We start from the raw sequence: 22,235 nt of genomic DNA, 5'->3' as shown, positions 1-22,235 counted from the left end.
AATGGCAACCCTTCTGTATCGGATCGGCCACTTCGCCTACAAGCGCGCGTGGCTCGTCATCGGCGTCTGGGCACTCCTCCTCGTCGGGATCCTCGGCGGCGGCATCGCGCTCGGCGGCAAGACCGCCGAGTCCTTCGCGATCCCAGGCACCGAATCGCAGGACGCGATCGACCAGCTCGCCGCCGTCTTCCCCCAGGCGGCCGGAGCCTCGGTGCAGGTCGTCTACAGGACGCCGGACGGGGCATCCGTCAACACGGAGCCGTACAAGACGGCCATCACCGACATGGCGACCGAACTCGAGGCCGTTCCCGGCGTCGTGTCCGTGATCACCCCGTATTCCGACTACGCCTCGAGCGCCATCTCGACGGACGAGGCCACCGCGCGCAGCGTCGTTCAACTCGACGGTCCATCCGCGGATGTGACGGACGCTACCCTCAACGCCGTCACGGCGACGGCCGCGATCGCGGAGAAGGCCGGTCTCGAGGTCGCCTTCGGCGGCCAGGTCTTCTCGTCCAACACCTTCGGCATCACCATCACCGAGGTCTTCGGCCTCCTCTTCGCCGGGGTCGTGCTGCTGATCACCTTCGGGTCGCTCGCCTCGGCTGGGATGCCCCTGCTGATGGCGCTCATCGGCGTCGGCGTTGCGATCGGCGGTATCACCGCGATCTCCGCGTTCGTGCCCGTCTCGAGCACCGCACCGATGCTCGCAATGATGCTCGGGCTCGCCGTCGGCATCGACTACTCACTGTTCATCCTGTCCAGGCACCGGACCCAGCTCGCCAGGGGCGTCGAGCCGCACGAATCGGCATCGACGAGCGTGGCCACCGCCGGGAGCGCGGTCGTCTTCGCCGGGCTCACCGTCATCATCGCCCTGCTCGGACTGCTCGTCGTCGGAATCCCGTTCCTGAGCGTGATGGGTGTGGGAGCCGCGGTCGCCGTCTTCATCGCCATCCTCGTCGCGATCACCCTCCTGCCCGCGATTCTCGGCCTCGCCAAGGGCCGCCTCACCCCGAAACCCGGCGGGCGCGCCCACAACCGGGCGACCATGCCGGACACGGGCAGGCCCACGATGGGCCGCCGCTGGGTGGGCCTCGTGATGAAGGCGCCGATCGTCGCCGTCATCCTCGTCGTCGGAATCCTCGGCACCCTCGCGATCCCCGCGCTCAGCCTCGACCTCAACCTGCCGGACGGAGCGTCCGAGCCGGTCGACTCGACCCAGCACAAGGCGTTCACCATGATCGAGGAGGGCTTCGGTCCCGGCTACAACGGCCCGCTCATCGTGGTCGTCGACATCACCCAGACCACGAACATCTTCCCTGACCTCGAGACGATCAGCGCCAAGCTGCGTACCCTGCCCGACGTCGCCTTCGTCGGCAAGGGCACCCCGAACGCCACCGTCGACACCGCGATCATCCAGGTGATGCCGAACAGCGCGCCGAACGACCCCAAGACCAAGGATCTCGTCCAGGCCATCCGCGACCTCGCGCCGGGGATCGACTCCGAACTCGGGACTCCCGTCACGGTGACGGGAGCGACGGCCGTGTCGATCGACATCTCGAACCGGCTCAGCAACGCCCTCATCCCGTTCGCGCTCATCGTCGTCGGGCTCTCGATCATCCTGCTGACGATGGTGTTCCGTTCCGTCTTCGTTCCGGTGAAGGCCGCGGTCGGGTTCCTGCTCTCCGTCTTCGCCTCGATCGGTGCGACCGTCGCGATCTTCCAGTGGGGATGGTTCGCCGACCTGCTCGGGGTGAGCACGCCCGGTCCGATCCTGAGCTTCCTGCCGATCCTGCTGATGGCCGTGCTCTTCGGACTGGCCATGGACTACGAGGTCTTCCTCGTCTCCGGCATGCGTGAGGAGTACGTCAAGAACAACGACCCGCGCCAGGCCGTCGTCTACGGATTCGCACACGCCGCCCGCGTCGTCACCGCTGCGGCACTCATCATGTTCTTCGTCTTCTTCGCCTTCGTACCCGACGGCACCGGGGCGATCAAGGGCATCGCATTCGCCCTGGCCGTCGGCGTGTTCCTCGACGCCTTCCTGGTGCGGATGACCCTCGTGCCCGCAGCGATGGCCCTCGCAGGCCGGGCGGCGTGGTGGCTGCCGCGCTGGCTCGACCGCCTGCTCCCCAACGTCGACATCGAGGGCGAGGGACTTCGCCACCACATGCTCGACAGCCACTGGGCGAAGGCCCAGGACGGCGCCATCACGGCGGACCAGGCCGTCTTCGGCCTGCCGGGCAGCACGATCGGCCCGCTCACCGTCTCCGTGCCGACCGGATCGGTGCTGGTCCTCACCGGGACCACCGCCCATCGCCGGGTCGTCGCCGCGACGCTCGCCGGCCGTCTCGACCCGGTCTCCGGCCGGCTCCAGGTGCTCAGCTACCCGCTGCCCTCCGAACGCGGCCGCGCCTTGCGCGTCGTCGCGCTCGCCGACGTCGGCGACAGCCGCGACAACGGCCTGACCATCGGCGAACTGCTCGCCGAGCGGCTCGACCTCACCCAGCCACGGTTCCGCTCCCGCAGCCGGCGCGGTCAGCTCGACGGCTGGATCGGACGGATCAACCGTGCCATCGCCCACGACCGTGCCCCGGTCGCACCCCTCACCGCGGACACCCCGGTGTCCTCCCTCTCCGCCGTGTCCCGTGCCGCGGTCCTCGTCGCGGCGGCGCTCGCCGAGCGTCCTGGCGTCGTCGTCATCGACCTGGGCGAAGGACTCCCCGCCGATCCCGCAGGACTCAGCATCGGTGTCGTGGTCGCGACGCTCGCCCCCGCAGACACCACGCTCATCATCGCGGCGGCGTCGCAGCATCCGCTCGCCGCAGCCGGCCGGGCCGTGCTCGTCGTCGACCTCGAAACGCTCGAGCCCGTCGAAACGGCGGGTCCCACCGCCCGCGGAGCTCTCGGCGGATACCCACCGCTCGACCCGGAGCCGCGTCATGCGACCCGGCCAACCGACACCCTCGACCCCCGCGACGCCGTCTTCGGCGCCGACGCCCTGGATGGAAAGGCCGCACTGCGATGAGCACCACGCTCGAACGACTCTTCAGCCACACGCCGGGACAGCGCCGCTGGACCTTCGGCGCCGTACTCGCCGGACTGATCGTGGTACCCCTTGCGGTCGCAGGCGTCTTCGCCGGCGCGCTCGCGACCGCCGACCAGCGGCTCGACACCCTGCCGGCGATCGTCGTCAACAACGACACCTTCGTGACGACGACGGCCGCGGACGGCACGAAGCAGACCGTGCTCGCCGGGCGCCTGCTCGTGACCGAGCTCACCGCGCCGGCCTCGTCGCGGACGGCGTCGACCGGGTTCGCCTGGACGATCTCCAATTCCGCGGACGCTGCGGCGGCACTCGCCTCCGGCAAGGCATACGCGGTGCTCACCATCCCCGCAGACTTCTCCAAGTCGATCACCTCGATCGGCACCGCAGCGCCGACCCAGGCCGAGCTCGCCATCCGCACCGATGACGCGCATTCCTATCTCGCCGGAACCGTCGCAGGGACGGTCGGCTCCGCGATGACGGGCGTCTTCGGCCGGCAGATCACGACCCAGTACCTGAGCGGCCTGTATTCCGGCCTGTCAACGCTCGGCGGCTCGCTGACGACGGCAGCGGATGGCGCCGGCCAGGTCTCGACGGGCGTCACCGGAGTGGCCACCGGCCTCGATTCCCTCTCCGGGGGCGCGGCCTCCGCTGCAACCGGGGCGGCGTCCGCCTCGACAGGAGCGTCGAGCTTCGCGACCGGGGTTACCGCGTACACGAACGGGGTGGATGCGCTCAGTGCGGGCCTCGGCAAACTCAACACCGGCACGGCAGGTCTCAGCGCCCTCAGCAGTGGCGTCGCCCAGTACACCGGGGGAGTCACGCAGGCGGCAACCGGGTTCACCAAGGTCTCGGCGGGCTTCACGACGCTGGCCGGCCAGTTCGCCGGCGTCGCCGCGGCGATCAAGGCTGACCCCGCAAACGCCGACGCCTACATCGCCCAGTACCAGGCCGGACTCGACACCTACCAGGCCGGACTGAAACAGTTCCAGGGCGGACTCGACACCCTCTCGACGCAGGGCGCCGGACTCAGCCAGCAGACGACATCCGCCCTCACCGGGGTGCAGGGCGGCGTGGCGCAGAGCGCGACAGGGGCCGCGAAGCTCGCAGCCGGTTCGGCATCGCTGCGGACGGGCGCGACCGGCCTCGCCTCCGGCGTCTCGAGCCTCTCGAGCGGCGTCTCCCAACTCGCGACGGGGACCGCGGCCGCGGCCACCGGGGTGCACCAGCTCGAGACGGGCGCGAGCCAGCTCGCGACCGGGCTCGCGTCCGGAGCCGAGAGCGCGAAGAAGCTGAACCAGGACGACCCTGCGCAGTCGGCTTCGGTCGTTTCCGAGCCCGTCGCCATCACCACGAGCCGCGACAACCCGATCGCGACGATCGGCCCGCTCCTCGGGATGGTCTTCGTGCCGGTGGGGCTCTGGATCGGCGCGCTCGCGATCTTCCTCGTGATGCGCCCGGTGACAAGCACCGCTCTCGCTTCGACCGCCTCAACAGGGCGCCTTGTCTCGCGTGGCTTCGGCCGGGCGTTCGGCCTTGCCGCAGCCCAGGCGGTCGTCGTCGTCGCGCTGCTGCACGCCTCGCTCGGCGTGACCTGGACCCTGCTCCCGGCGACACTCGGCTTCGCGGTCTTCCTCGCGTTCGTCTTCGTCGCGGTGCACCAGTTCCTCACCGTGGCGTTCGGACGGGTCGGCATCGTGGTGTCCCTCGTGCTCCTCGCCCTGCAGCTCACTGCGGTCGGCGGACTGTACCCGATCGAGCTCGTCTCGGCGCCGTTCCAGGCGATCAGCCCGTTCCTGCCGCTCACCTGGGCCGTGAGCGGCATGCAGGGGATCGTCTCCGGAGGGGGAGCAGGTGCGCTCAATGCCGTGGGCATCCTGCTGCTCTTCGCGGTGGTCAGCATCGGCCTGACGTTCTGGGCCGTTGCCGCCAAGCGCGGCCCGCGCTCCTTCGCCCTGGCCCTCGCCCGCGGCTGACGCACGAGCTCCTTCCGCGAGAGCGGGTGAAACGTCGGTTTGAGCGGACCAGACCGACGATTCACCCGCTTTCGCGCGTGGGGACGGGGCTAGTGCTGCTGTCCGGGGCGCAGGGACTCGTGGGCGCGGGGCGACCGCGGGGCGCGGCGCACCCGGCGCTGGGCGGTGTGCAAGCGCGCGAACGCGAGGGTCTCCACGAGCAGCACGAGGCGTTCCTGCTCGGTGCGCGCCTTGCGGGTGTTGACCTCCGCGACGATCCGGCCGTCCCAGCCGGTGCGCGCGAGCAGGTTGAGCACCTCGGCGACCGGCTCGCTGCCACGGCCGGGCAGCAGGTGCTCGTCGAAGACTTTGCCCTCGTCGAGGGAGCCGGAGCCGTCGCAGAGATGCACATGCCGGAGACGGTCGCCGAGCTCCGTCGCCATCGCGAGACTGTCGAGCCCGCTCAGGGCGCAGTGCGAGAAGTCGAGCGTGACGGCGTCGCAGTCCATCCGGGTGGTGTCCCAGCCGGGGGAGTACGCCTTCATGCCCCGGCCGCCGAACTTCCACGGGAACATGTTCTCGACCGCGATCTCGATGCCGCTGTCCGCGCTGATCTCGCGCACGGAGTCGAGGAACGTGACGGCGAAGTCGGCCTGCCAGCGAAACGGCGGATGCACCACGACGGTTCGCGCCCCGACCTCGGCCGCGAGCGCCGCCGAGCGTTCGAGCTTCACGAGTGGGTCCCGACCCCAGACGAAATGCGTGAGCAGGAGCACGGGAGCGTGGATCGAGAAGATCGGCAGCTTGTATTTCCGCGACAGGGCCAGGAGCGCAGCGGCATCCTGGGTGACGTCGTCGCGGGAGACCATGATTTCGATGCCGTCGTAGCCCGCGAGTTTCGCGAGCCGGAAGGCGTGCTCCGTCGAGAGCGGATAGGCGCACGTCGTGCTCATGCCGATGCGAATCATTGGCGCCAGAGTAAACCCGACTGCTGAACAACGGGTGTCGCGCGCCCGAATAGTCAGGGGGCTCCGCCGGGGCTGCTGGTATCCTTGGAAGTTCACCGAGGTGCGTGCGCCGTGCAGGTACCGGAACGGACCAGCCATTTCGATTGAAGCCGTTAACACGCCCGCCGCCGAGCCGAAGGTGACATACGCCCTCGTCGCTGTCTCGAACCGGCTGCCCGTGGACTTCGTCGTCGCCGAGGACGGCACCGAAAGCTGGAAGACCTCACCCGGCGGACTCGTCACCGCCCTCGAGCCGCTGATGCGCTCCTCCGACGGCGCGTGGGTCGGCTGGCCCGGCGTCGCCGACCGCGAGTTCGCCCCCTTCGAAAACGACGGCATCAACATCGTTCCCGTCTCGCTGACCGACGCCGACCTCGAGGACTACTACGAGGGCTTCTCCAACGACACCCTCTGGCCGCTCTACCACGACGTGATCTCCCCGCCGAGCTTCCACCGCGAATGGTGGGAGGCGTACGTGCGCGTCAACCGCCGGTTCGCCGAAGCGGCCGCCGCGGCCGCGGCAGCCGGTGCAACCGTCTGGGTGCACGACTACCAGCTGCAACTCGTGCCGCGGATGCTGAGGGACATGCGCCCCGACCTCGTGATCGGCTTCTTCAACCACATACCGTTCCCGCCGTACGGCATCTATGCGCAGCTCCCGTGGCGTAAGCAGATCCTCGACGGCCTGCTCGGCGCCGACCTGATCGGCTTCCAGCGGCTGGCGGATGCCGGCAACTTCTCCCGCGCGGTCCGTCGCCTCTTCGGATACACCACCCGCGGTGTCGCGATCGACGTTCCAGGCGCCGGGGGACACCACCGCCGGGTGATCGCCAAGCACTTCCCGATCTCGATCGACGCCGTCGCATACGCCGACCTCGCGAAACGTCCGGAGATCCAGGCCCGCGCGCGCCGCATCCGCGAGGACCTCGGCAACCCGAAGACGATCATTCTCGGCGTCGACAGGCTCGACTACACCAAGGGCATCGGCCACCGGCTGAAGGCCTTCGGCGAGCTCCTCGAGGACGGGTCGATTTCCGTCGAGGACGTCACCCTCGTGCAGGTCGCGAGCCCGTCCCGGGAACGGGTCGGAGCGTACATGGCCCTCCGCGACGAGATCGAACTCGCCGTCGGCCGGATCAACGGCGACTACTCGACGATCAGCCACACCGCGATCAGCTACCACCACCACGGCTACCCGCGCGAGGAAATGGTCGCCCTGTACCTCGCCGCAGACGTCATGCTCGTCACCGCCCTCCGCGACGGGATGAACCTCGTCGCGAAGGAATACGTCGCCGTCCGCGACGACAAGGACGGCGTGCTCGTCCTGAGCGAATTCGCCGGGGCGGCCGACGAACTCAAGCAGGCCGTGCTGATCAACCCGCACGACATCGACGGCATGAAGGCAGCCATCCTGCGTGCGATCGCGATGCCGCGCCCCGAACGGCAGCGGCGGATGCGCGCCCTGCGCCGCAAGGTGTTCGACAACGACGTCGCCGCCTGGTCGTCGTCCTTCCTCCGCACACTCCGGGAGGGTGCCGCCGTGCAGCCCGGCGTTCCCGATGATCTCGCTCACGCCCTCCGCGACTTCAGTTCCGCGGGCTCGCTGCTCATCGCGCTGGACTTCGACGGCACCGTCGCCCCGATCGTCGACAACCCCCAGGACTCGCGTGCCGTCGCCGGCACCCGGGAGGCCGTCGAACGCCTGATCGGACTCGACGGCGTGCGTGTCGCCCTCGTCTCCGGCCGGTCGCTCGCGAGCCTGCGCCAGGTCGCCGAACCGCAGGTCGAGGTGCTTCTGACCGGTTCACACGGCATCGAGGTCCAGCTGGACACCCCGGGCGAAGAGCTCGGACTCGACCAGGACGAACTCGACCAGCTCGACACGCTCGCCCGCGTGCTCGAACGGGTCTCGGCATCCGTGACGGGTGCGTGGATCGAACGGAAGCCCGCCGGCCTGGCCTTGCACACCCGCAAGTCGACCGCGCAGGCCGGCCAGGCCGTGCAACGCGACGCCCGCGTGCAGCTCGGCGCCGTGCTGCCAGACCTCACCGTGCGCGAGGGAAAGAATGTGCTCGAATTCTCCGTGCGCTCGAGCTCGAAGGGTGACGCGCTCGAACGGCTCCGTGCATACACGGGCGCCGACCGGGTGTTCTACGCCGGAGACGACGTGACGGACGAAGACGCCTTCACCGCACTGCACCCCGGCGACCTCGGACTGAAGATCGGCGCAGGCACCTCCCTCGCGGGCTACCGGGTGCGCGGACCGGAGGAAGTGCCGATCGTGCTGCAGCTGATCGCCGACCTCCGGGAGGCCGCCCCAGCTCCCGGAACCCCCGGAACTCCCAGCGAACGGTAACCCTGCGGCAAAGTTCCCGAAACACAGGTTCTAGAATCACTACATGCCTGAGATCGATCTGAAACCGCGTAGTCGCGACGTCACCGACGGAATCGAAGCCACGACCTCCCGCGGAATGCTCCGTGCCGTCGGGATGGGCGACGCGGACTGGGACAAACCCCAGATCGGCATCGCGAGTTCCTGGAACGAGATCACACCGTGCAACCTGTCCCTCGACCGCCTCGCGCAGGCGGCCAAGGAGGGCGTGCACTCCGGTGGCGGCTATCCGCTGCAGTTCGGCACCATCTCCGTCTCCGACGGCATCTCGATGGGCCATGAGGGCATGCACTTCTCCCTCGTCTCCCGAGAGGTCATCGCGGACTCCGTCGAGGTCGTCATGCAGGCCGAGCGCCTCGACGGCTCCGTGCTGCTCGCCGGCTGCGACAAGTCCCTGCCCGGCATGCTGATGGCCGCTGCCCGGCTCGATCTCGCGAGTGTCTTCCTCTACGCCGGCTCGATCGCGCCCGGCTGGGTCAAGCTCTCGGACGGCACCGAAAAAGACATCACCATCATCGACTCGTTCGAGGCCGTCGGCGCCGTCAAGGCCGGGCGGATGTCCGTGGCCGACGCCAAGCGGATCGAGTGCGCCTTCGCCCCCGGCGAGGGTGCCTGCGGCGGCATGTACACCGCGAACACCATGGCGAGCGTCGCAGAAGCCCTCGGCATGAGCCTTCCGGGATCCGCGTCCCCCGCCTCGGCCGACCGCCGCCGCGACTACTACGCGCACCGCTCCGGCGAGGCCGTCGTCAACCTCCTGCGCCTCGGCATCACGGCCAGGGACATCCTCACCCGCAAGGCCTTCGAGAATGCGATCGCCGTCGCCATGGCCTTCGGCGGCTCCACGAACGTGGTGCTGCACCTGCTCGCCATCGCCCGCGAGGCCGAGGTCGAACTGAGCCTCGACGACTTCAACGTGATCGGCGACAAGGTTCCGCACATCGGCGATCTGAAGCCGTTCGGCAAGTACGTCATGAACGACGTCGACCGCCACGGCGGGGTGCCCGCCGTGATGCGCGCCCTGCTCGAGGCCGGCCTCATCCACGGGGACGCCCTCACCGTCACCGGGAAGACCGTCGCAGAGAACCTCGCGGAGATCGACCCGCCCGACCTCGACGGCGAGGTGCTCCGCACGCTCGACAACCCGATCCACAAGAGCGGCGGCATCACCATCCTCAAGGGCTCGATGGCGCCGGAGGGCGCTGTCGTCAAGACCGCCGGCTTCGACAGTGACGTGTTCACCGGACCCGCCCGCGTCTTCGAGCGCGAGCGCGCGGCGATGGACGCCCTCACCGAGGGCACCATCGAAAAGGGCGACGTCGTCGTCATCCGCTACGAAGGCCCCAAGGGAGGCCCCGGCATGCGCGAGATGCTCTCGATCACCGCGGCCATCAAGGGCGCCGGGCTCGGTGCCGATGTACTACTGTTAACGGACGGCAGATTCTCAGGCGGCACAACCGGACTGTGTATCGGCCACATAGCACCCGAAGCGGTGGACGCAGGTCCGATCGCCTTCGTGCGCGATGGTGATCTCATACGGGTCGATATCGCAGCTCGCACGCTCGACCTACTGGTCGACCCTGAAGAGCTCGACGCCCGACGAGTCGGCTGGGCGCCTCTCCCTCCGCGCTACACCCGCGGCGTGCTCGCCAAGTACACGAAGCTCGTGCAATCGGCGGCCGTTGGCGCCGTCACGGGGTAGCGCTCACCATTCGTACTCGACCTTAGGGACCTGAATCAATGACCGCGGAACAGAACCCCGTGCCATCACCCACGCCCTCGCCGACCTCGGCCGCCACGTCGTCCGCCGCGGCAGCATCCGGTGAGCCCGAACTCCTCACCGGTTCCGGTGCGATCATCCGCACCCTCGAACTGCTCGGCGTGACGGATGTCTTCGGCCTGCCCGGCGGCGCCGTCATCCCGCTCTACGACGAGCTGATGACCCAGGACGCCATCCGGCACATCCTGGTGCGCCACGAGCAGGGCGCCGGCCACGCTGCGGAGGGCTACGCCTCGGCGAGCAACCGCGTCGGCGTCGCCATCGCGACCTCAGGCCCCGGCGCCACGAACCTCGTCACGGCGATCGCGGACGCATACATGGACTCGGTGCCGATCCTGTGCATCACCGGCCAGGTCTTCTCGACGCTGATGGGCACGGATGCCTTCCAGGAGGCCGACATCGTCGGCATCACGATGCCGATCACGAAACACTCGTTCCTCGTCAAGCGCCCGGAAGACGTTCCCGGTGCGATCGCATCCGCCTACCTGATCGCCTCGACCGGCCGGCCAGGCCCTGTGCTCGTCGACATCACCAAGGACGCCCAGCAGAAGACGGCGCCGTTCATCTGGCCGCCGAAGATCGACCTGCCCGGCTATCGTCCGATCACCAAGGCCCACGGCAAGCAGGTGCAGGCGGCAGCCCAGTTGCTCGCCGATGCGAAGAAGCCCGTGCTGTACGTCGGCGGCGGCGTCATCCGCGCCCGCGCATCCGCCGAGCTCCTCGCCTTCGCCGAACTCACCGGCACGCCCGTCGTCACGACGCTGATGGCCCGTGGCGCCTTCCCGGACTCGCACGACCAGCACCTCGGCATGCCGGGCATGCACGGCACCGTTCCCGCCGTGCTGTCCCTGCAGGAGGCCGACCTGATCATCGCGCTCGGCGCCCGCTTCGACGACCGGGTCACCGGGAAGGTCAGCGAGTTCGCGCCGCACGCCACGATCGTGCACGTCGACGTCGACCCCGCGGAAATCTCCAAGATCCGCACCGCAGACGTGCCCATCGTCGGAGACGCCAAGGACGTGCTCGCCGACCTGACCGTCGCCTTCTCCGCGGTGCTCAAGACCACCACCCCGGACTTCACCGAGTGGTGGAGCTACCTGAACGGTCTCCGCGAGGAGTTCCCGCTCGGCTACTCCGAGCCGACGGACGGCCTGCTCGCCCCGCAGTACGTGATCAAGCGCATCGGTGAACTGACCGGGCCGGAGGGCGTCTACGCCGCCGGCGTCGGCCAGCACCAGATGTGGGCGGCCCAGTACATCAAGTACGATCGCCCCAACTCCTGGCTCAACTCGGGCGGTGCCGGCACGATGGGCTACTCCGTTCCCGCGGCGATGGGCGCCAAGGTCGCAGAACCCGACCGGGTGGTCTGGTCGATCGACGGTGACGGATGCTTCCAGATGACCAACCAGGAACTCGCGACCTGCACGATCAACAACATCCCCATCAAGGTCGCGATCATCAACAACTCCTCGCTCGGCATGGTGCGCCAGTGGCAGACCCTGTTCTACGACGGTCGGCACTCCTTCACTGACCTGAACACCGGGCACGGCTCGGCGATGGTGCCCGACTTCGTGAAGCTCGCCGAGGCGTATGGTGCGCTCGGCATCCGCGTCACGAGCGCGGACCAGGTCGACGACGCGATCAAGCTCGCCCTCGCGACGAACGACCGCCCGGTCGTGATCGACTTCGTCGTGAGCCGCGATGCGATGGTCTGGCCGATGGTGCCCCAGGGCGTCAGCAACAGTTACGTGCAGTACGCGAAAGACCACGCACCGACCTGGGGAGAGGAGTAAGCCCATGAGTTCCCATGTCCTGAGCCTCCTCGTCGAGGACAAGCCCGGCCTGCTGACCCGCGTCGCCGGCCTCTTCGCCCGGCGCGGCTTCAACATCGAAAGCCTCGCGGTCGGCCACACCGAGATCCCCGGCCTGTCGCGGATCACCATCCTCGTCGACGTCGAGGACCTCCCGCTCGAGCAGGTCACGAAGCAGCTCAACAAGCTGATCAACGTGATCAAGATCGTCGAGCTCGACCCCGCGCAGTCCGTGCAGCGCGAGCACCTGCTGGTCAAGGTGCGTGCGGACAACACGACGAGGTCCCAGGTGCTCGAAGCCGTCACGCTGTTCCGTGCGCGGGTCGTCGACGTCGCCCCTGACTCCGTCGTGATCGAGGTGACCGGGGATTCCGGCAAGACCCAGGCGCTGCTGCGCGTGCTCGAGCCCTACGGGATCAAGGAAATCGCACAGTCCGGACTGCTCGCCATCGGCCGCGGGTCCAAATCGATCACCGAACGCGTGTTCAAGAGCTAGCGTCCGCCCCTCACCCCCTTTCTTCACCGACCTTTCTTCACCAAACAACTAGGAGATAACCACTCGTGTCTGAGATTTACTACGACAAAGACGCTGACCTGTCGATCATCCAGGGCAAGAAGGTAGCCGTCATCGGTTACGGCTCGCAGGGACACGCGCATGCCCAGAACCTCCGCGACTCGGGTGTCGAGGTCGTCATCGGCCTGAAGGATGGCTCGAAGTCGAAGGCCAAGGCCGAAGAGGTCGGCTTCACCGTCCTCAGCACCGCCGAGGCAGCCAAGTGGGCCGACGTCATCGTCATCCTCGCGCCCGACCAGGTGCAGCGTCACCTCTACGCCGCTGACGTGCTTCCGAACCTCGCGGCCGGAAAGGCGCTCGTCTTCGGACACGGGTTCAACATCCGCTTCGGCTACATCACCGCACCGGAGGGCGTCGACGTCGTCATGGTCGCCCCCAAGGGACCCGGCCACACCGTGCGTCGCGAATTCGAGGCCGGCCGTGGCGTACCCGTCATCGTCGCCGTCGAGAAGGATGCGACCGGCAATGCCTGGCCGCTGACTCTCAGCTACGCGAAGGCGATCGGCGGGCTCCGTGCCGCCGGCATCAAGACCACCTTCACCGAAGAGACCGAGACCGACCTGTTCGGCGAGCAGGCCGTGCTCTGCGGCGGCGTCTCGCAGCTCATCCAGTACGGCTTCGAGACCCTGACCGAGGCCGGTTACCAGCCGCAGGTCGCCTACTTCGAGGTGCTGCACGAGCTCAAGCTCATCGTCGACCTGATGTGGGAGGGCGGCATCGCCAAGCAGCGCTGGAGCGTCTCCGACACCGCGGAATACGGCGACTACGTCTCCGGCCCGCGCGTGATCGACCCGCACGTCAAGGAGAACATGAAGGCCGTTCTCGCCGACATCCAGAGCGGCGCGTTCGCCGAGCGTTTCATCGCCGACCAGGACGCCGGAGCACCCGAGTTCCTCGCTCTCCGCAAGAAGGGCGAAGAGCACCCGATCGAGGCCACCGGCCGCGAGCTGCGCAAGCTCTTCGCGTGGAACGCCTCGAACGACGACGACTACGTCGACGGCGAAGCCGCCCGCTAACCACCGCATCGCGCACGACGCACCGCGCACCGCACCATGAACGGCGGGGCCCCTCTACCCGAGGAGCCCCGCCGTTCGTCGTAACGCCCCGCAGGGTCAGTGCTCGGTGAGGACGGCCTCTTCAGCCTCCTCGAAGGCCAGGTCGGGCGGCGAAATCCGGAAGCCCCTGGTCAGGATGGCGAGCACGACGACGCCCACGCCGAGCCAGGTGAGGCCGAGCGTGATCGCGTTCACGTCGAGCTTGGTGAGCAGCCATGCATCGATGACGGCTCCGATCGCGGGCACGACCACGTACAGCCACACGTTGTGGTGCCGGCCGGCCCTGCGCTCGCGGATGAAGAAGGCGATCACGGCGAGGTTCACGAACGTGAACGCGGTGAAGGCGCCGAAGTTGATGAACGATGTCGAGGTTGCCACGTCGAGGAACAGGGCGATGAGGCCGACGGCTCCTGTGATGATGATGCTGATCACGGGCGTGCGGTAGCGCTCGCTGATGGTGCCGAAGATTCGGCGGGGGAGGACGCCATCGCGGCCCATCGCGTAGAGAAGACGGGCTCCTCCGGCCTGGGCGGCGAGCCCGGAGGCGAACTGGCCGAGCACGAGCCCGGCGATGAAGATCGCGCCGAACACGTTGCCGCCTATGGTGAGAGCGATGTCGAAGGCGGCGGACGACACGTTCTCGAAGACGCCGCCCGGCTGGACGAGTGTCGTCGTGTACGCCACGACGATGAAGATCGCTCCGCCGATCAGGGCGATGAGCATGATCGCGCGCGGCATGGTCTTCCGCGGGTTGATCGTCTCCTCTGTCAGCGTCGTGACGGCGTCGAAACCGAGGAAGGAGTATGCGGCGATCGCGGCCCCTGCGGAGATGCCGGTGAGGCTCGCCGTGTCGTTGAAGAACGGCGTGGAGCTGAAGAGGGCAAGCGGGCCGGAGTTCGTGAGGACGGAGCCGATCGAGAGGGCCACGAAGAGCACGATCACGAGCACCTGGAAGGCCATCAGGATGTAGTTCGCCTTCTGTGCCACCCGGATCCCGATGATGTTGAGCGCGGTCGTCGCGAGGATGAACCCGAGGATCCAGATCCACCCGGGCACGTCGGGGAATTGAGCGCCGAGGTACGCGCCACCGATCAGCCAGATCACCATCGGCAGGAAGAGATAGTCGAGAAGGACGGCCCAGCCGACGAGGAAACCGACGCGGGAGTCGATCGCGCGGCGCACGTAGCTGTATGCCGACCCCGCGACCGGGTACGCGGCGGCCATCCGCCCATAGCTCGATGCGGTGAAGAGCATCGCGACGAGGGCCACGAGGTAGGCGGCGGGCGTGGCGCCGCCGGTGACCTCGGCGACGATGCCGAAGATCCCGAGCACGATGATCGGCGTCATATAGGCGAGGCCGAAGATTACGACAGAGGAGAGCGTGAGAGAACGAGTGAGGGTGGGACTGGGGTGCGTTGGCGTAACCATGGGTCGTCCTTACTGGGTTGGGGTGGCGGGGCGAACTGCGGGGGCTACTACTGAGATCAGCGGGGCTGGAGAGGTCGGGGACCAGGACTGGGGCTGCCAGCTGGAAGGAGAGATCCGGCCGCCGTACAGGGGGAGCTCGATCGGGGCATCCGTGTCGGCGAATTGCGCCCACGGTCGGTTGGTACCCGCGGTTCCCTGCACTCGCACCCGGGTCACGTGGTCGAGGTCGATGGTGGTCAGAAGCACGTCGGAGTTGGTGTCAGCGCTCTCGTCGAGGACGTGGCCCTCCGGGTCGACGACGATGCTCCGACCCCGGCCGACGGGACCTGCGCAATTGACGCTCACGGTGAAGACCTGGTTCACGATCGAGTTGGCGCGGGCGAGCACGAGCTCCTGGGCGCGGTCGTCCGTCGTCGTCTTCACGAGGTTCAGTACCACCTCTGCACCGAGCCACGCGAGATGCCTGGTCACCTCGGGGAACCAGGCGTCATAACAGATGGAGAGGCCGAGCCGCCCGACACCGGGCACATCGAAGACGACGAACCGGTCGCCGGGATCGTACGGTTCGAACGGCCGCCAGGGAAACATCTTGCGGTATGAGGCCACGCGTTCCCCCGTCGGGGCGTACACCACGGCCGTGTTGAAGAGTTCCCCGTTCTGGCCGAGTTCGCACACGCTCCCCGGAACGAGCCAGATGCCTGCCTCCCTGGCGAGCGCTCCGAGGGAATCGCCGAGCGGGCCGTCGAGGGGCTGGGCGGATGCCCTGAGGCTCGCGTTCCGTGCGTCGGCCGACTCAGGTTCTGACGTGACGTCGCCGCGGTCCGCGGGGGAGCCGAAGAGATGCAACTCGGGAAACACCACCACGTCGGCATCGGGGGCTCCGGCAAGCACGGACCGCAGCTCGGCGGCGAACGGCTCGATCGCGGCTCCGATCAGCTGGGGAGCCGCCTGCACGGCGGCCACTTTCAGGGTTCTCATCCTTCGTCCTTCCGAGTTCTCCTAAATTAGATCATTTTGAACATTACCGGCGCGTTTCGTGTCGATTATTGTGGTGTCGTGACCACATCGATACCGGGCGACACTGAAGCGGCGCCATCGGGCCTCGCGGCCCTGACCGCCGCCGCCGTCACCGGGATCACCCGCCTCGCGGCCATCGACACCGTGCGGGCCCGGCTCGCCCTCGCCGTCGACCTCGGCCTGCTCCTGCCCGGGGAGCGTGTCCCGCCCGTCGACGACGTTGCGGAGGCTCTCGCCGTTAGCCCGATCACGGCCCGGCGAGCGCTCGAAAGCCTCGCGGACGACGGCGTGCTCGTGCGCCGCAGGGGCCGAGGCGGCGGAACCTTTGTCGCCGACGTCCCCGCCCACTCGGCCGTCGCCGAGATCCGCAGCTATCTCGCAGACGCCGCCGAAGTACACGATCTCATCGACCGACGGGTGCTCCTCGAGTGCGCCGTCGTGCACCACGCCGCGCTCGCCGCGACGGAATCCGACCTCGCCGTCCTCGACCTGCAGATCACCCGGATGCGGGAGGCCAGAAGCTGGACCGAGTACCACCTGGCCGACGAGAGCTTCCACGTCGGAGTCGCCGTCGCGAGCGGCCTCGACTTCGCTCTTCCCCTCTACCGTGCCGCCCTCGCCGCCCTCTACCGATACTTCCTGCCCTATCCGATCTCCTTCCTGCACGGGGTCAACGACGACCACGCCGACCTCGTTGCCGCGCTCCGCCGCTCCGACCCTGTGGATGCCGTGCGCATCGCCCGCGCGCACGTCGAGGCCCTGCACCACACCATGTTCATGGGGCTGCCGCAGCCACCGAACGATGCCCCGACAGCGGTCACCGCCACGCCCCCCTCCAGGTCTCCTGACCCGCTGCCTGACGCGGCGCCGCACTCCGACGGCTAATCTGGCCCTATGACTTCAGCACCACGCGGCGGAAATCCGCGCGACGACGACGCGCTCGGCTGGGCCGGCGACGACGATCCCACCCTGCAAACCCGGTCGGAGGACGCCGACGCCCGCGAGAACTCGCGCACGCCGGTCGAGTCAGACCCCGTTGCCTCCGCACCGGCCAGCGCTCCGGTCTACGCCGCTTTGCCGGACGGCTGGAGCGTCAAGGGCCCGACCGCTGCGATCGAAGCGGATGCCGCGGCCCGCAACTCGGAACGCTCGCCGATGAGTTCATTCACCCTCATCTCCCTCGGGGTGTTCGGCGGCATCTACCTGCTCTTCACGATCGGCTGGTTCATCGGCGTGAGCCGGATCGACAATCCGCTCGGCGACGCTCTCGCGAGCTTCATGTTCAGCCTCGGAACCTGGCTCGCCGTCGCGGCCCCCGTCGCGTGGTTCGCGGTGACGCTCTGGCTGACCCCGACCCGGCCGCGCGGACGAATCCTCTGGCTGCTCCTCGGCGTCGTGCTGCTCGCTCCGCTCCCGCTCCTCGTGAGCGGAGGGGCCGTCGCATGAGCGAGCCCGTCGCACTCCCGAACCCGTCCGGTCCCGATGCGTCCGGCACCGGTTCGACCGAGACCGTCGCCGCACCACAGCGCCGCAGGCCTTCCTGGCCGTTCCTGGTCGTCGCCGTCTTCTTCGGACTGTTCTACGCCTGGGATGTCTGGGCGGCCCTCGGGAACCTGATCGGCCTCAACCTCGCCGCCGGGTCCCTCGACACCCAGCTCAGCGGGTTCGGCTGGGGAATCCTGATCGCCGGGGTACTCCTGCCGATCCTGGTCTTCCTGCTCGCCGCCCGGATCGGACGGGGCAGGCCACTGTACGCGCAGGCCGCCCTGTTCCTCGTCGGCCTGGCCCTCGCATCCGCCCTCGCCCTCGATATCTACCAGTTCGGACTCGGCAGCCTGATCGTCTGATCGAGGCGTCGGACCGGGATCGCAGGCTCAGAGAATCGCCAGCACGACGAGGGCGATAAGCGCGACCTGCTCGATGATCCGGGTCCGGAGCGGGATCGCGGCCCGGCCGAAGCGCAGCGGGTCGCGGGCGGCGAACGCGTTGGCCGGGAAGACCGCGATCAGGAAGATCACGAGCATGACTCCGGTGACTCCGGTGGTCGGCGGCCAGGGCAGGCCGAGGCCGCCGAGCATCTCGCAGACGCCCGTGAAGATCACCAGGACGACGGGGCCACGCGCGCCGAAGAATCCCGTGAAGCGGAGTCCCGGCGGGATCATGGCAGCCATCGTGCGCTGGACCACCGGGATGAAGTGGGTGATCCCCGCGCCGAAGAAGAAGACGGCCAGAAGGCAGCGCAGGACGAACTGGAGGGAGTCCAACGTAACAGTGCTCATTGGGGAATATTACGGCCGATAGACTCGACCCAATACTGGCGCCCCACGGTCGCGGCGCGAGCCACAATTGCTGCTGCTATCGGAGGTTCTGTTTTCGTGTCAAAACCAGTCGTTCTTATCGCTGAAGAATTATCACCCGCAACCGTCGATGCACTCGGACCCGACTTCGAGGTCCGCACTGTCGATGGCACGGACCGGCCGGCCCTGCTCGCCGCGCTCGCAACGGCCGACGCCGTGCTCGTGCGCTCCGCGACGAAGGTCGACGCCGAGGCTATCGCGGCTGCACCCCTGCTCAAGGTGATCGCCCGCGCCGGTGTCGGACTCGACAACGTGGACATTAAGGCTGCGACGGCCGCAGGCGTCATGGTCGTCAATGCACCGACCTCGAACATTATCTCTGCCGCAGAACTGACCGTCGGTCACATTATTAGCCTCGCCCGTCACATCCCCGCCGCGAGTGGCGCCCTCGCAGAGGGGCAGTGGAAGCGCTCCAAGTACACCGGTGTCGAACTGTACGAAAAGACCGTCGGCATCATCGGCCTCGGCCGTATCGGCGCCCTCATCGCCGCTCGAATGCAGGCCTTCGGCACGAAGATCATCGCGTTCGACCCGTACATCACCTCCGCCCGTGCGCAGCAGCTCGGCGTTGTGCCCGTGACTCTCGAAGAACTCCTCGCGCAGTCCGACTTCGTGACCATCCACATGCCGAAGACGGCGGAGACGACCGGCATGATCGGAGCCGCGCAGTTCAAGCTCATGAAGCCGACCGCGTTCGTGATCAACGTCGCCCGAGGCGGCCTCATCGACGAAGACGACCTCTACGACGCCCTGACTGCCGGCACCATCGCCGGGGCCGGCCTCGACGTGTTCGTGTCTGAGCCCCCGACCGGGTCGAAGCTCCTCGGCCTGGAAAACCTGATCACCACCCCGCACCTCGGTGCATCGACCGACGAAGCCCAGGAGAAGGCCGGCGTCTCCGTCGCGAAGTCGGTGCGCCTCGCCCTCTCCGGCGAACTCGTGCCGGACGCGGTCAACGTCGCCGGCGGCGTCATCGACCCCTACGTGCGCCCCGGCATCCCGCTCGTCGAGAAGCTCGGCCAGGTCTTCTCCGGCCTCACCGCACAGCGCCCGCTCACAAGCGTGGACATCGACGTGCGCGGCGAGCTCGCCGACTACGACGTGAGCGTGCTGCGCCTTGCGGCACTCAAGGGCATCTTCACGAACGTCGTGAGCGAGACCGTCTCCTACGTGAACGCGCCGCTGCTCGCCGAGCAGCGTGGCATCGCGGTCCGCCTGCTCACCGACAAGGAATCGCCGGAGTACCGCAACGTCATCCAGATTCGTGGCGCCCTCGCAGACGGCTCACAGGTTTCCGTCTCCGGCACCCTGACCGGCACGAAGCAGATCGAGAAGATCGTCGAGATCAACGGGTACGACGTCGAGGTCACCTTCGCCGAGCACCTGATCGTGATGGTCTACACCGACCGCCCCGGAATCGTCGCCGTCTACGGCCGCGAGTTCGGCGACGCCCAGATCAACATCGCGGGCATGCAGATCGCCCGCCACGAGGCCGGCGGCAAGGCGCTGAGCGTGCTGACCGTCGACTCACCCGTCTCGGCGAGCCTGCTCGCCACCGTGCGCGACGCGATCTCGGCCGACGTGATGGTCGAAATCGCCATCACGGATTAGCGGTCCGGTCGGTCATTCGACCGATCACGGCGAGCAACCGGTCCAGTCTCGCCGCCGACACCACGTCGGCGGCGGGATAGGCCGCGCTCGTGATGGTGGAACCGAAGTACAGTCCGTCACTGATCAACATGATCGCCTCTGCGACGTCCGGATCCCCGACGGTCTCCTCGATCACGGCCAGCCACTGGCGCCGCATTGAGACAACGGCCGTGTTGGCCAGCGGATGCGATCCCTGCGCCAGGCGCACGGCTCCCGCGATGGTGCGGTCCAGGGGAGTGCCCTCGCTCATCGAGGTCCGGATCAGGTAGTCAACGGGTCCGGCCGCCGCAGAGCGGATGCGTACGATGTCGTCGGCCACGAGCTCCTCGAGCCGGGTGAGCAGTCCCCGGACCAGGGCCTCCTTCGACCCGAAATGGTAGAGCAGCCCGCCCTTCGACAGGCCGGCCGCCGCGGCGACACCCTCGAGGGTGGCCGCACGTTCGCCCTGGTCGATGAGGAGCCCGGTGAACGCGTCGAGGACCCGGTCCCGGGTCGGGGAATGGTCGGCTGACCGGAGCGGGGGCTGGACGGGCGAGGGTGTCATGGTGCTACTGTACCGTCTGGACGGTATAGTTTTGTGCCGTCCCCCTTCTGCGACGGGTCCACCCGTCCCCTGCCCGGAAAGTTGTTGCACCGTGTCAACCCCGACCCGCCCCCGGATCCCCGTCCAGCCCGGCGCCGCGCCCGTGCGCCGCTGGTGGGCCCTTGCGGTGCTGATGCTGCCGGTGCTGCTCGTTTCGATCGACAACACCGTGCTGAACCTTGCCCTGCCGCAGATCTCCGAGGCCCTCAGCCCGAGCGGCACCCAGCTGCTCTGGGTGATCGACATCTACCCCCTCGTACTCGCGGGGCTGCTGGTCTCGATGGGCAGCCTCGGCGACCGGATCGGCCGGCGCCGACTGCTGCTGATCGGCTCCGCCGGCTTCGGAGCGATGTCGGTGATCGCCTCCTTCGCGCCGAGCATCGAATGGCTCATCCTCGACCGTGCTGCACTGGGCGTGTTCGGGGCCATGCTGATGCCGCCCACGCTCGCACTCCTGCGGTCCGTCTTCACGGAACGCAATGAGCGCCGCCTCGCCATCGCCATCTGGGCGAGCGGCTTCGCGGCCGGCAGCGCACTCGGCCCCGTTGTCGGCGGACTCATCCTCGAGAACGGGGAATGGGGATCCGTCTTCCTGCTCGCGGTCCCGCTGTTGCTGCCCTTGCTCGTGGTGGCGCCGCTGATCGTGCCGGAATCCCGGGATCCGAACCCGGGTGCGATCGATGTGCCGAGCATCCTGCTCTCGCTCCTGACGATGTTCCCGATCGTCTTCGGCATCAAGACGCTCGCCGACTCCGGGTTCGGCGTCGCCGGAACCGTGTCGACCGCAGTGGGACTGGTTGCCGGCATCCTCTTCGCCCATCGGCAGCGGCGTCTCCATGAGCCGATGCTCGACCTCGCACTCTTCCGTCGCGGTTCGTTCAGCGGCGCGGTCGGGGTCAACTTCCTGAGCGTCGTCGCGCTCGTCGGCGGACTGTTCTTCGTCTCGCAATACCTCCAGCTCGTCCTCGGCCTGGAGCCCCTCGCTGCCGGCCTGGTACTCGTGCCCGGCCTGGTGGCGATGATCCTGGCCGGATTGATCGTCGTCCCGATCGCCAGGCGGATCCGGCCGTCGATCGTGATCCCGGCCGGGCTGCTGTTCTCTGCGGCCGGGTACGCGGCATTCGCGATCGGCGGAGCCGGATTCGGCCCTGCCGGTGTGGCCGTCGCCTTCGTCGCCCTCGGGATCGGGATCGGGGCTGCCGAGACGGTGTCGAACGAATTGATCGTGGCGAGCGCACCGCCGGAGAAGATGGGCGCTGCATCCGCTGTCGGGGAAACCGCATACGAACTGGGCGCGGTTCTCGGCACCACGGTCCTGGGCAGCATCCTCACCTCGGCATACCGCTCCGCGGTGGTGCTGCCTGATGGGCTCGGCGCCGGACAACGGGCCGCGGCGGGGGAGACCCTCGGCGGGGCCGTCGCCGTTGCGGCCGAGCTGCCGGCAGGAGCCGGCCGGATGCTGCTGGAGTCTGCGCGGGAGGCCTTCCTCACCGGAATCGGTCCCACCGCCTGGATCGGAGCCGGACTCGTGGTCGTAGCGGCCATGGTCGCCTGGGTCGCACTGCGCTCGGCGCGGTGAGCCG

General features: G+C 68.3%; 17 protein-coding genes. 12 read left to right on the top strand and 5 right to left on the bottom strand.

The genetic code is table 11. From position 1 onward, the window contains the following. Window position 1: 1 nt before the first annotated feature. Both E3O50_RS14190 and E3O50_RS14185 read left to right on the top strand, forming a co-directional pair. Window positions 2-3,025 (top strand): MMPL family transporter, encoded by a 3,024-nt coding sequence (locus tag E3O50_RS14190; protein ID WP_134559406.1) that lies wholly within the window; start codon window positions 2-4, stop codon window positions 3,023-3,025. Further along, on the top strand, window positions 3,022-5,019 hold the full coding sequence (locus E3O50_RS14185) for a YhgE/Pip family protein (protein ID WP_134559404.1): 1,998 nt from the start codon (window positions 3,022-3,024) through the stop codon (window positions 5,017-5,019). Before E3O50_RS14190 ends, E3O50_RS14185 begins: the two co-directional genes overlap by 4 nt. Window positions 5,020-5,108: 89 nt before the next feature. On the opposite strand, the gene E3O50_RS14180 is transcribed toward E3O50_RS14185, so the two are convergent. After that, entirely contained in the window at window positions 5,109-5,966 is an 858-nt protein-coding gene (locus tag E3O50_RS14180; protein ID WP_134559402.1) for a sugar phosphate isomerase/epimerase, read from the bottom strand. 178 nt (window positions 5,967-6,144) lie between these two features. Here E3O50_RS14180 and E3O50_RS14175 point away from each other — a divergent pair, with 178 nt between their 5' ends. From E3O50_RS14175 to ilvC, 5 genes are all read left to right on the top strand, one after another. Further along, entirely contained in the window at window positions 6,145-8,361 is a 2,217-nt protein-coding gene (locus tag E3O50_RS14175; protein WP_241975378.1) for a bifunctional alpha,alpha-trehalose-phosphate synthase (UDP-forming)/trehalose-phosphatase, read from the top strand. Window positions 8,362-8,404: 43 nt separating this feature from the next. After that, on the top strand, window positions 8,405-10,099 hold the full coding sequence (ilvD, locus tag E3O50_RS14170; RefSeq protein ID WP_134559398.1) for a dihydroxy-acid dehydratase: 1,695 nt from the start codon (window positions 8,405-8,407) through the stop codon (window positions 10,097-10,099). Between the two features lie 38 nt (window positions 10,100-10,137). Beyond that, complete coding sequence (locus tag E3O50_RS14165) at window positions 10,138-11,970, top strand: acetolactate synthase large subunit (protein WP_134559396.1); 1,833 nt, start codon at window positions 10,138-10,140, stop codon at window positions 11,968-11,970. 4 nt (window positions 11,971-11,974) lie between these two features. Beyond that, complete coding sequence (gene ilvN / locus E3O50_RS14160; RefSeq protein ID WP_134447365.1) at window positions 11,975-12,484, top strand: acetolactate synthase small subunit; 510 nt, start codon at window positions 11,975-11,977, stop codon at window positions 12,482-12,484. A 65-nt stretch (window positions 12,485-12,549) separates the two neighbouring features. Then, window positions 12,550-13,578: a ketol-acid reductoisomerase gene (gene ilvC / locus E3O50_RS14155; protein WP_134447367.1), complete on the top strand. Its 1,029-nt coding sequence runs from the start codon at window positions 12,550-12,552 to the stop codon at window positions 13,576-13,578. A gap of 96 nt (window positions 13,579-13,674) precedes the next feature. Here ilvC and E3O50_RS14150 read toward each other — a convergent pair whose 3' ends face one another. Both E3O50_RS14150 and E3O50_RS14145 read right to left on the bottom strand, forming a co-directional pair. Then, window positions 13,675-15,045, bottom strand: coding sequence for an APC family permease (locus tag E3O50_RS14150; RefSeq protein ID WP_134559394.1), 1,371 nt, complete (start codon window positions 15,043-15,045; stop codon window positions 13,675-13,677). 9 nt (window positions 15,046-15,054) lie between these two features. After that, on the bottom strand, window positions 15,055-16,023 hold the full coding sequence (locus E3O50_RS14145; protein WP_134559392.1) for a carbon-nitrogen hydrolase family protein: 969 nt from the start codon (window positions 16,021-16,023) through the stop codon (window positions 15,055-15,057). A gap of 78 nt (window positions 16,024-16,101) precedes the next feature. On the opposite strand from E3O50_RS14145, the gene E3O50_RS14140 reads away from it, so the two are divergent. Genes E3O50_RS14140 through E3O50_RS14130 form a run of 3 tightly spaced genes read left to right on the top strand, consistent with a single transcriptional unit; the run spans window position 16,102 to window position 17,909 of the window. Continuing rightward, complete coding sequence (locus E3O50_RS14140; protein ID WP_241975377.1) at window positions 16,102-16,947, top strand: GntR family transcriptional regulator; 846 nt, start codon at window positions 16,102-16,104, stop codon at window positions 16,945-16,947. A gap of 9 nt (window positions 16,948-16,956) precedes the next feature. Next, a complete protein-coding gene (locus E3O50_RS14135) occupies window positions 16,957-17,508 on the top strand; it encodes a DNA polymerase III subunit gamma/tau (protein WP_134447373.1) in 552 nt (183 codons plus the stop codon). Continuing rightward, window positions 17,505-17,909, top strand: a complete 405-nt coding sequence (locus tag E3O50_RS14130; RefSeq protein WP_134559390.1) for a hypothetical protein — start codon at window positions 17,505-17,507, stop codon at window positions 17,907-17,909. The genes E3O50_RS14135 and E3O50_RS14130 overlap by 4 nt, the downstream gene beginning before the upstream one ends. Before the next feature lie 27 nt (window positions 17,910-17,936). Here E3O50_RS14130 and E3O50_RS14125 read toward each other — a convergent pair whose 3' ends face one another. Next, window positions 17,937-18,341 (bottom strand): hypothetical protein, encoded by a 405-nt coding sequence (locus E3O50_RS14125; RefSeq protein ID WP_134559388.1) that lies wholly within the window; start codon window positions 18,339-18,341, stop codon window positions 17,937-17,939. A 96-nt stretch (window positions 18,342-18,437) separates the two neighbouring features. Here E3O50_RS14125 and serA point away from each other — a divergent pair, with 96 nt between their 5' ends. Beyond that, window positions 18,438-20,030, top strand: coding sequence for a phosphoglycerate dehydrogenase (serA, locus tag E3O50_RS14120; protein WP_134559386.1), 1,593 nt, complete (start codon window positions 18,438-18,440; stop codon window positions 20,028-20,030). On the opposite strand, the gene E3O50_RS14115 is transcribed toward serA, so the two are convergent. Then, the gene (locus E3O50_RS14115; protein WP_134559385.1) at window positions 20,020-20,613 is read right to left on the bottom strand and encodes a TetR/AcrR family transcriptional regulator; all 594 of its coding nucleotides are present in this window, start codon (window positions 20,611-20,613) and stop codon (window positions 20,020-20,022) included. The two genes, serA and E3O50_RS14115, sit on opposite strands and share 11 nt — an antisense overlap. Before the next feature lie 91 nt (window positions 20,614-20,704). Between E3O50_RS14115 and E3O50_RS14110 the strand changes: the two genes are divergently transcribed. Then, window positions 20,705-22,231: an MFS transporter gene (locus E3O50_RS14110; RefSeq protein WP_241975376.1), complete on the top strand. Its 1,527-nt coding sequence runs from the start codon at window positions 20,705-20,707 to the stop codon at window positions 22,229-22,231. Window positions 22,232-22,235: the final 4 nt, after the last annotated feature.

It is taken from the genome of Cryobacterium sp. MDB1-18-1, assembly GCF_004402735.1.
GTDB lineage: Bacteria > Actinomycetota > Actinomycetes > Actinomycetales > Microbacteriaceae > Cryobacterium > Cryobacterium glucosi.
The sequence above is the reverse complement of the archived record's forward strand: the minus strand, read 5'-3'. Positions and strand labels throughout refer to the sequence as shown.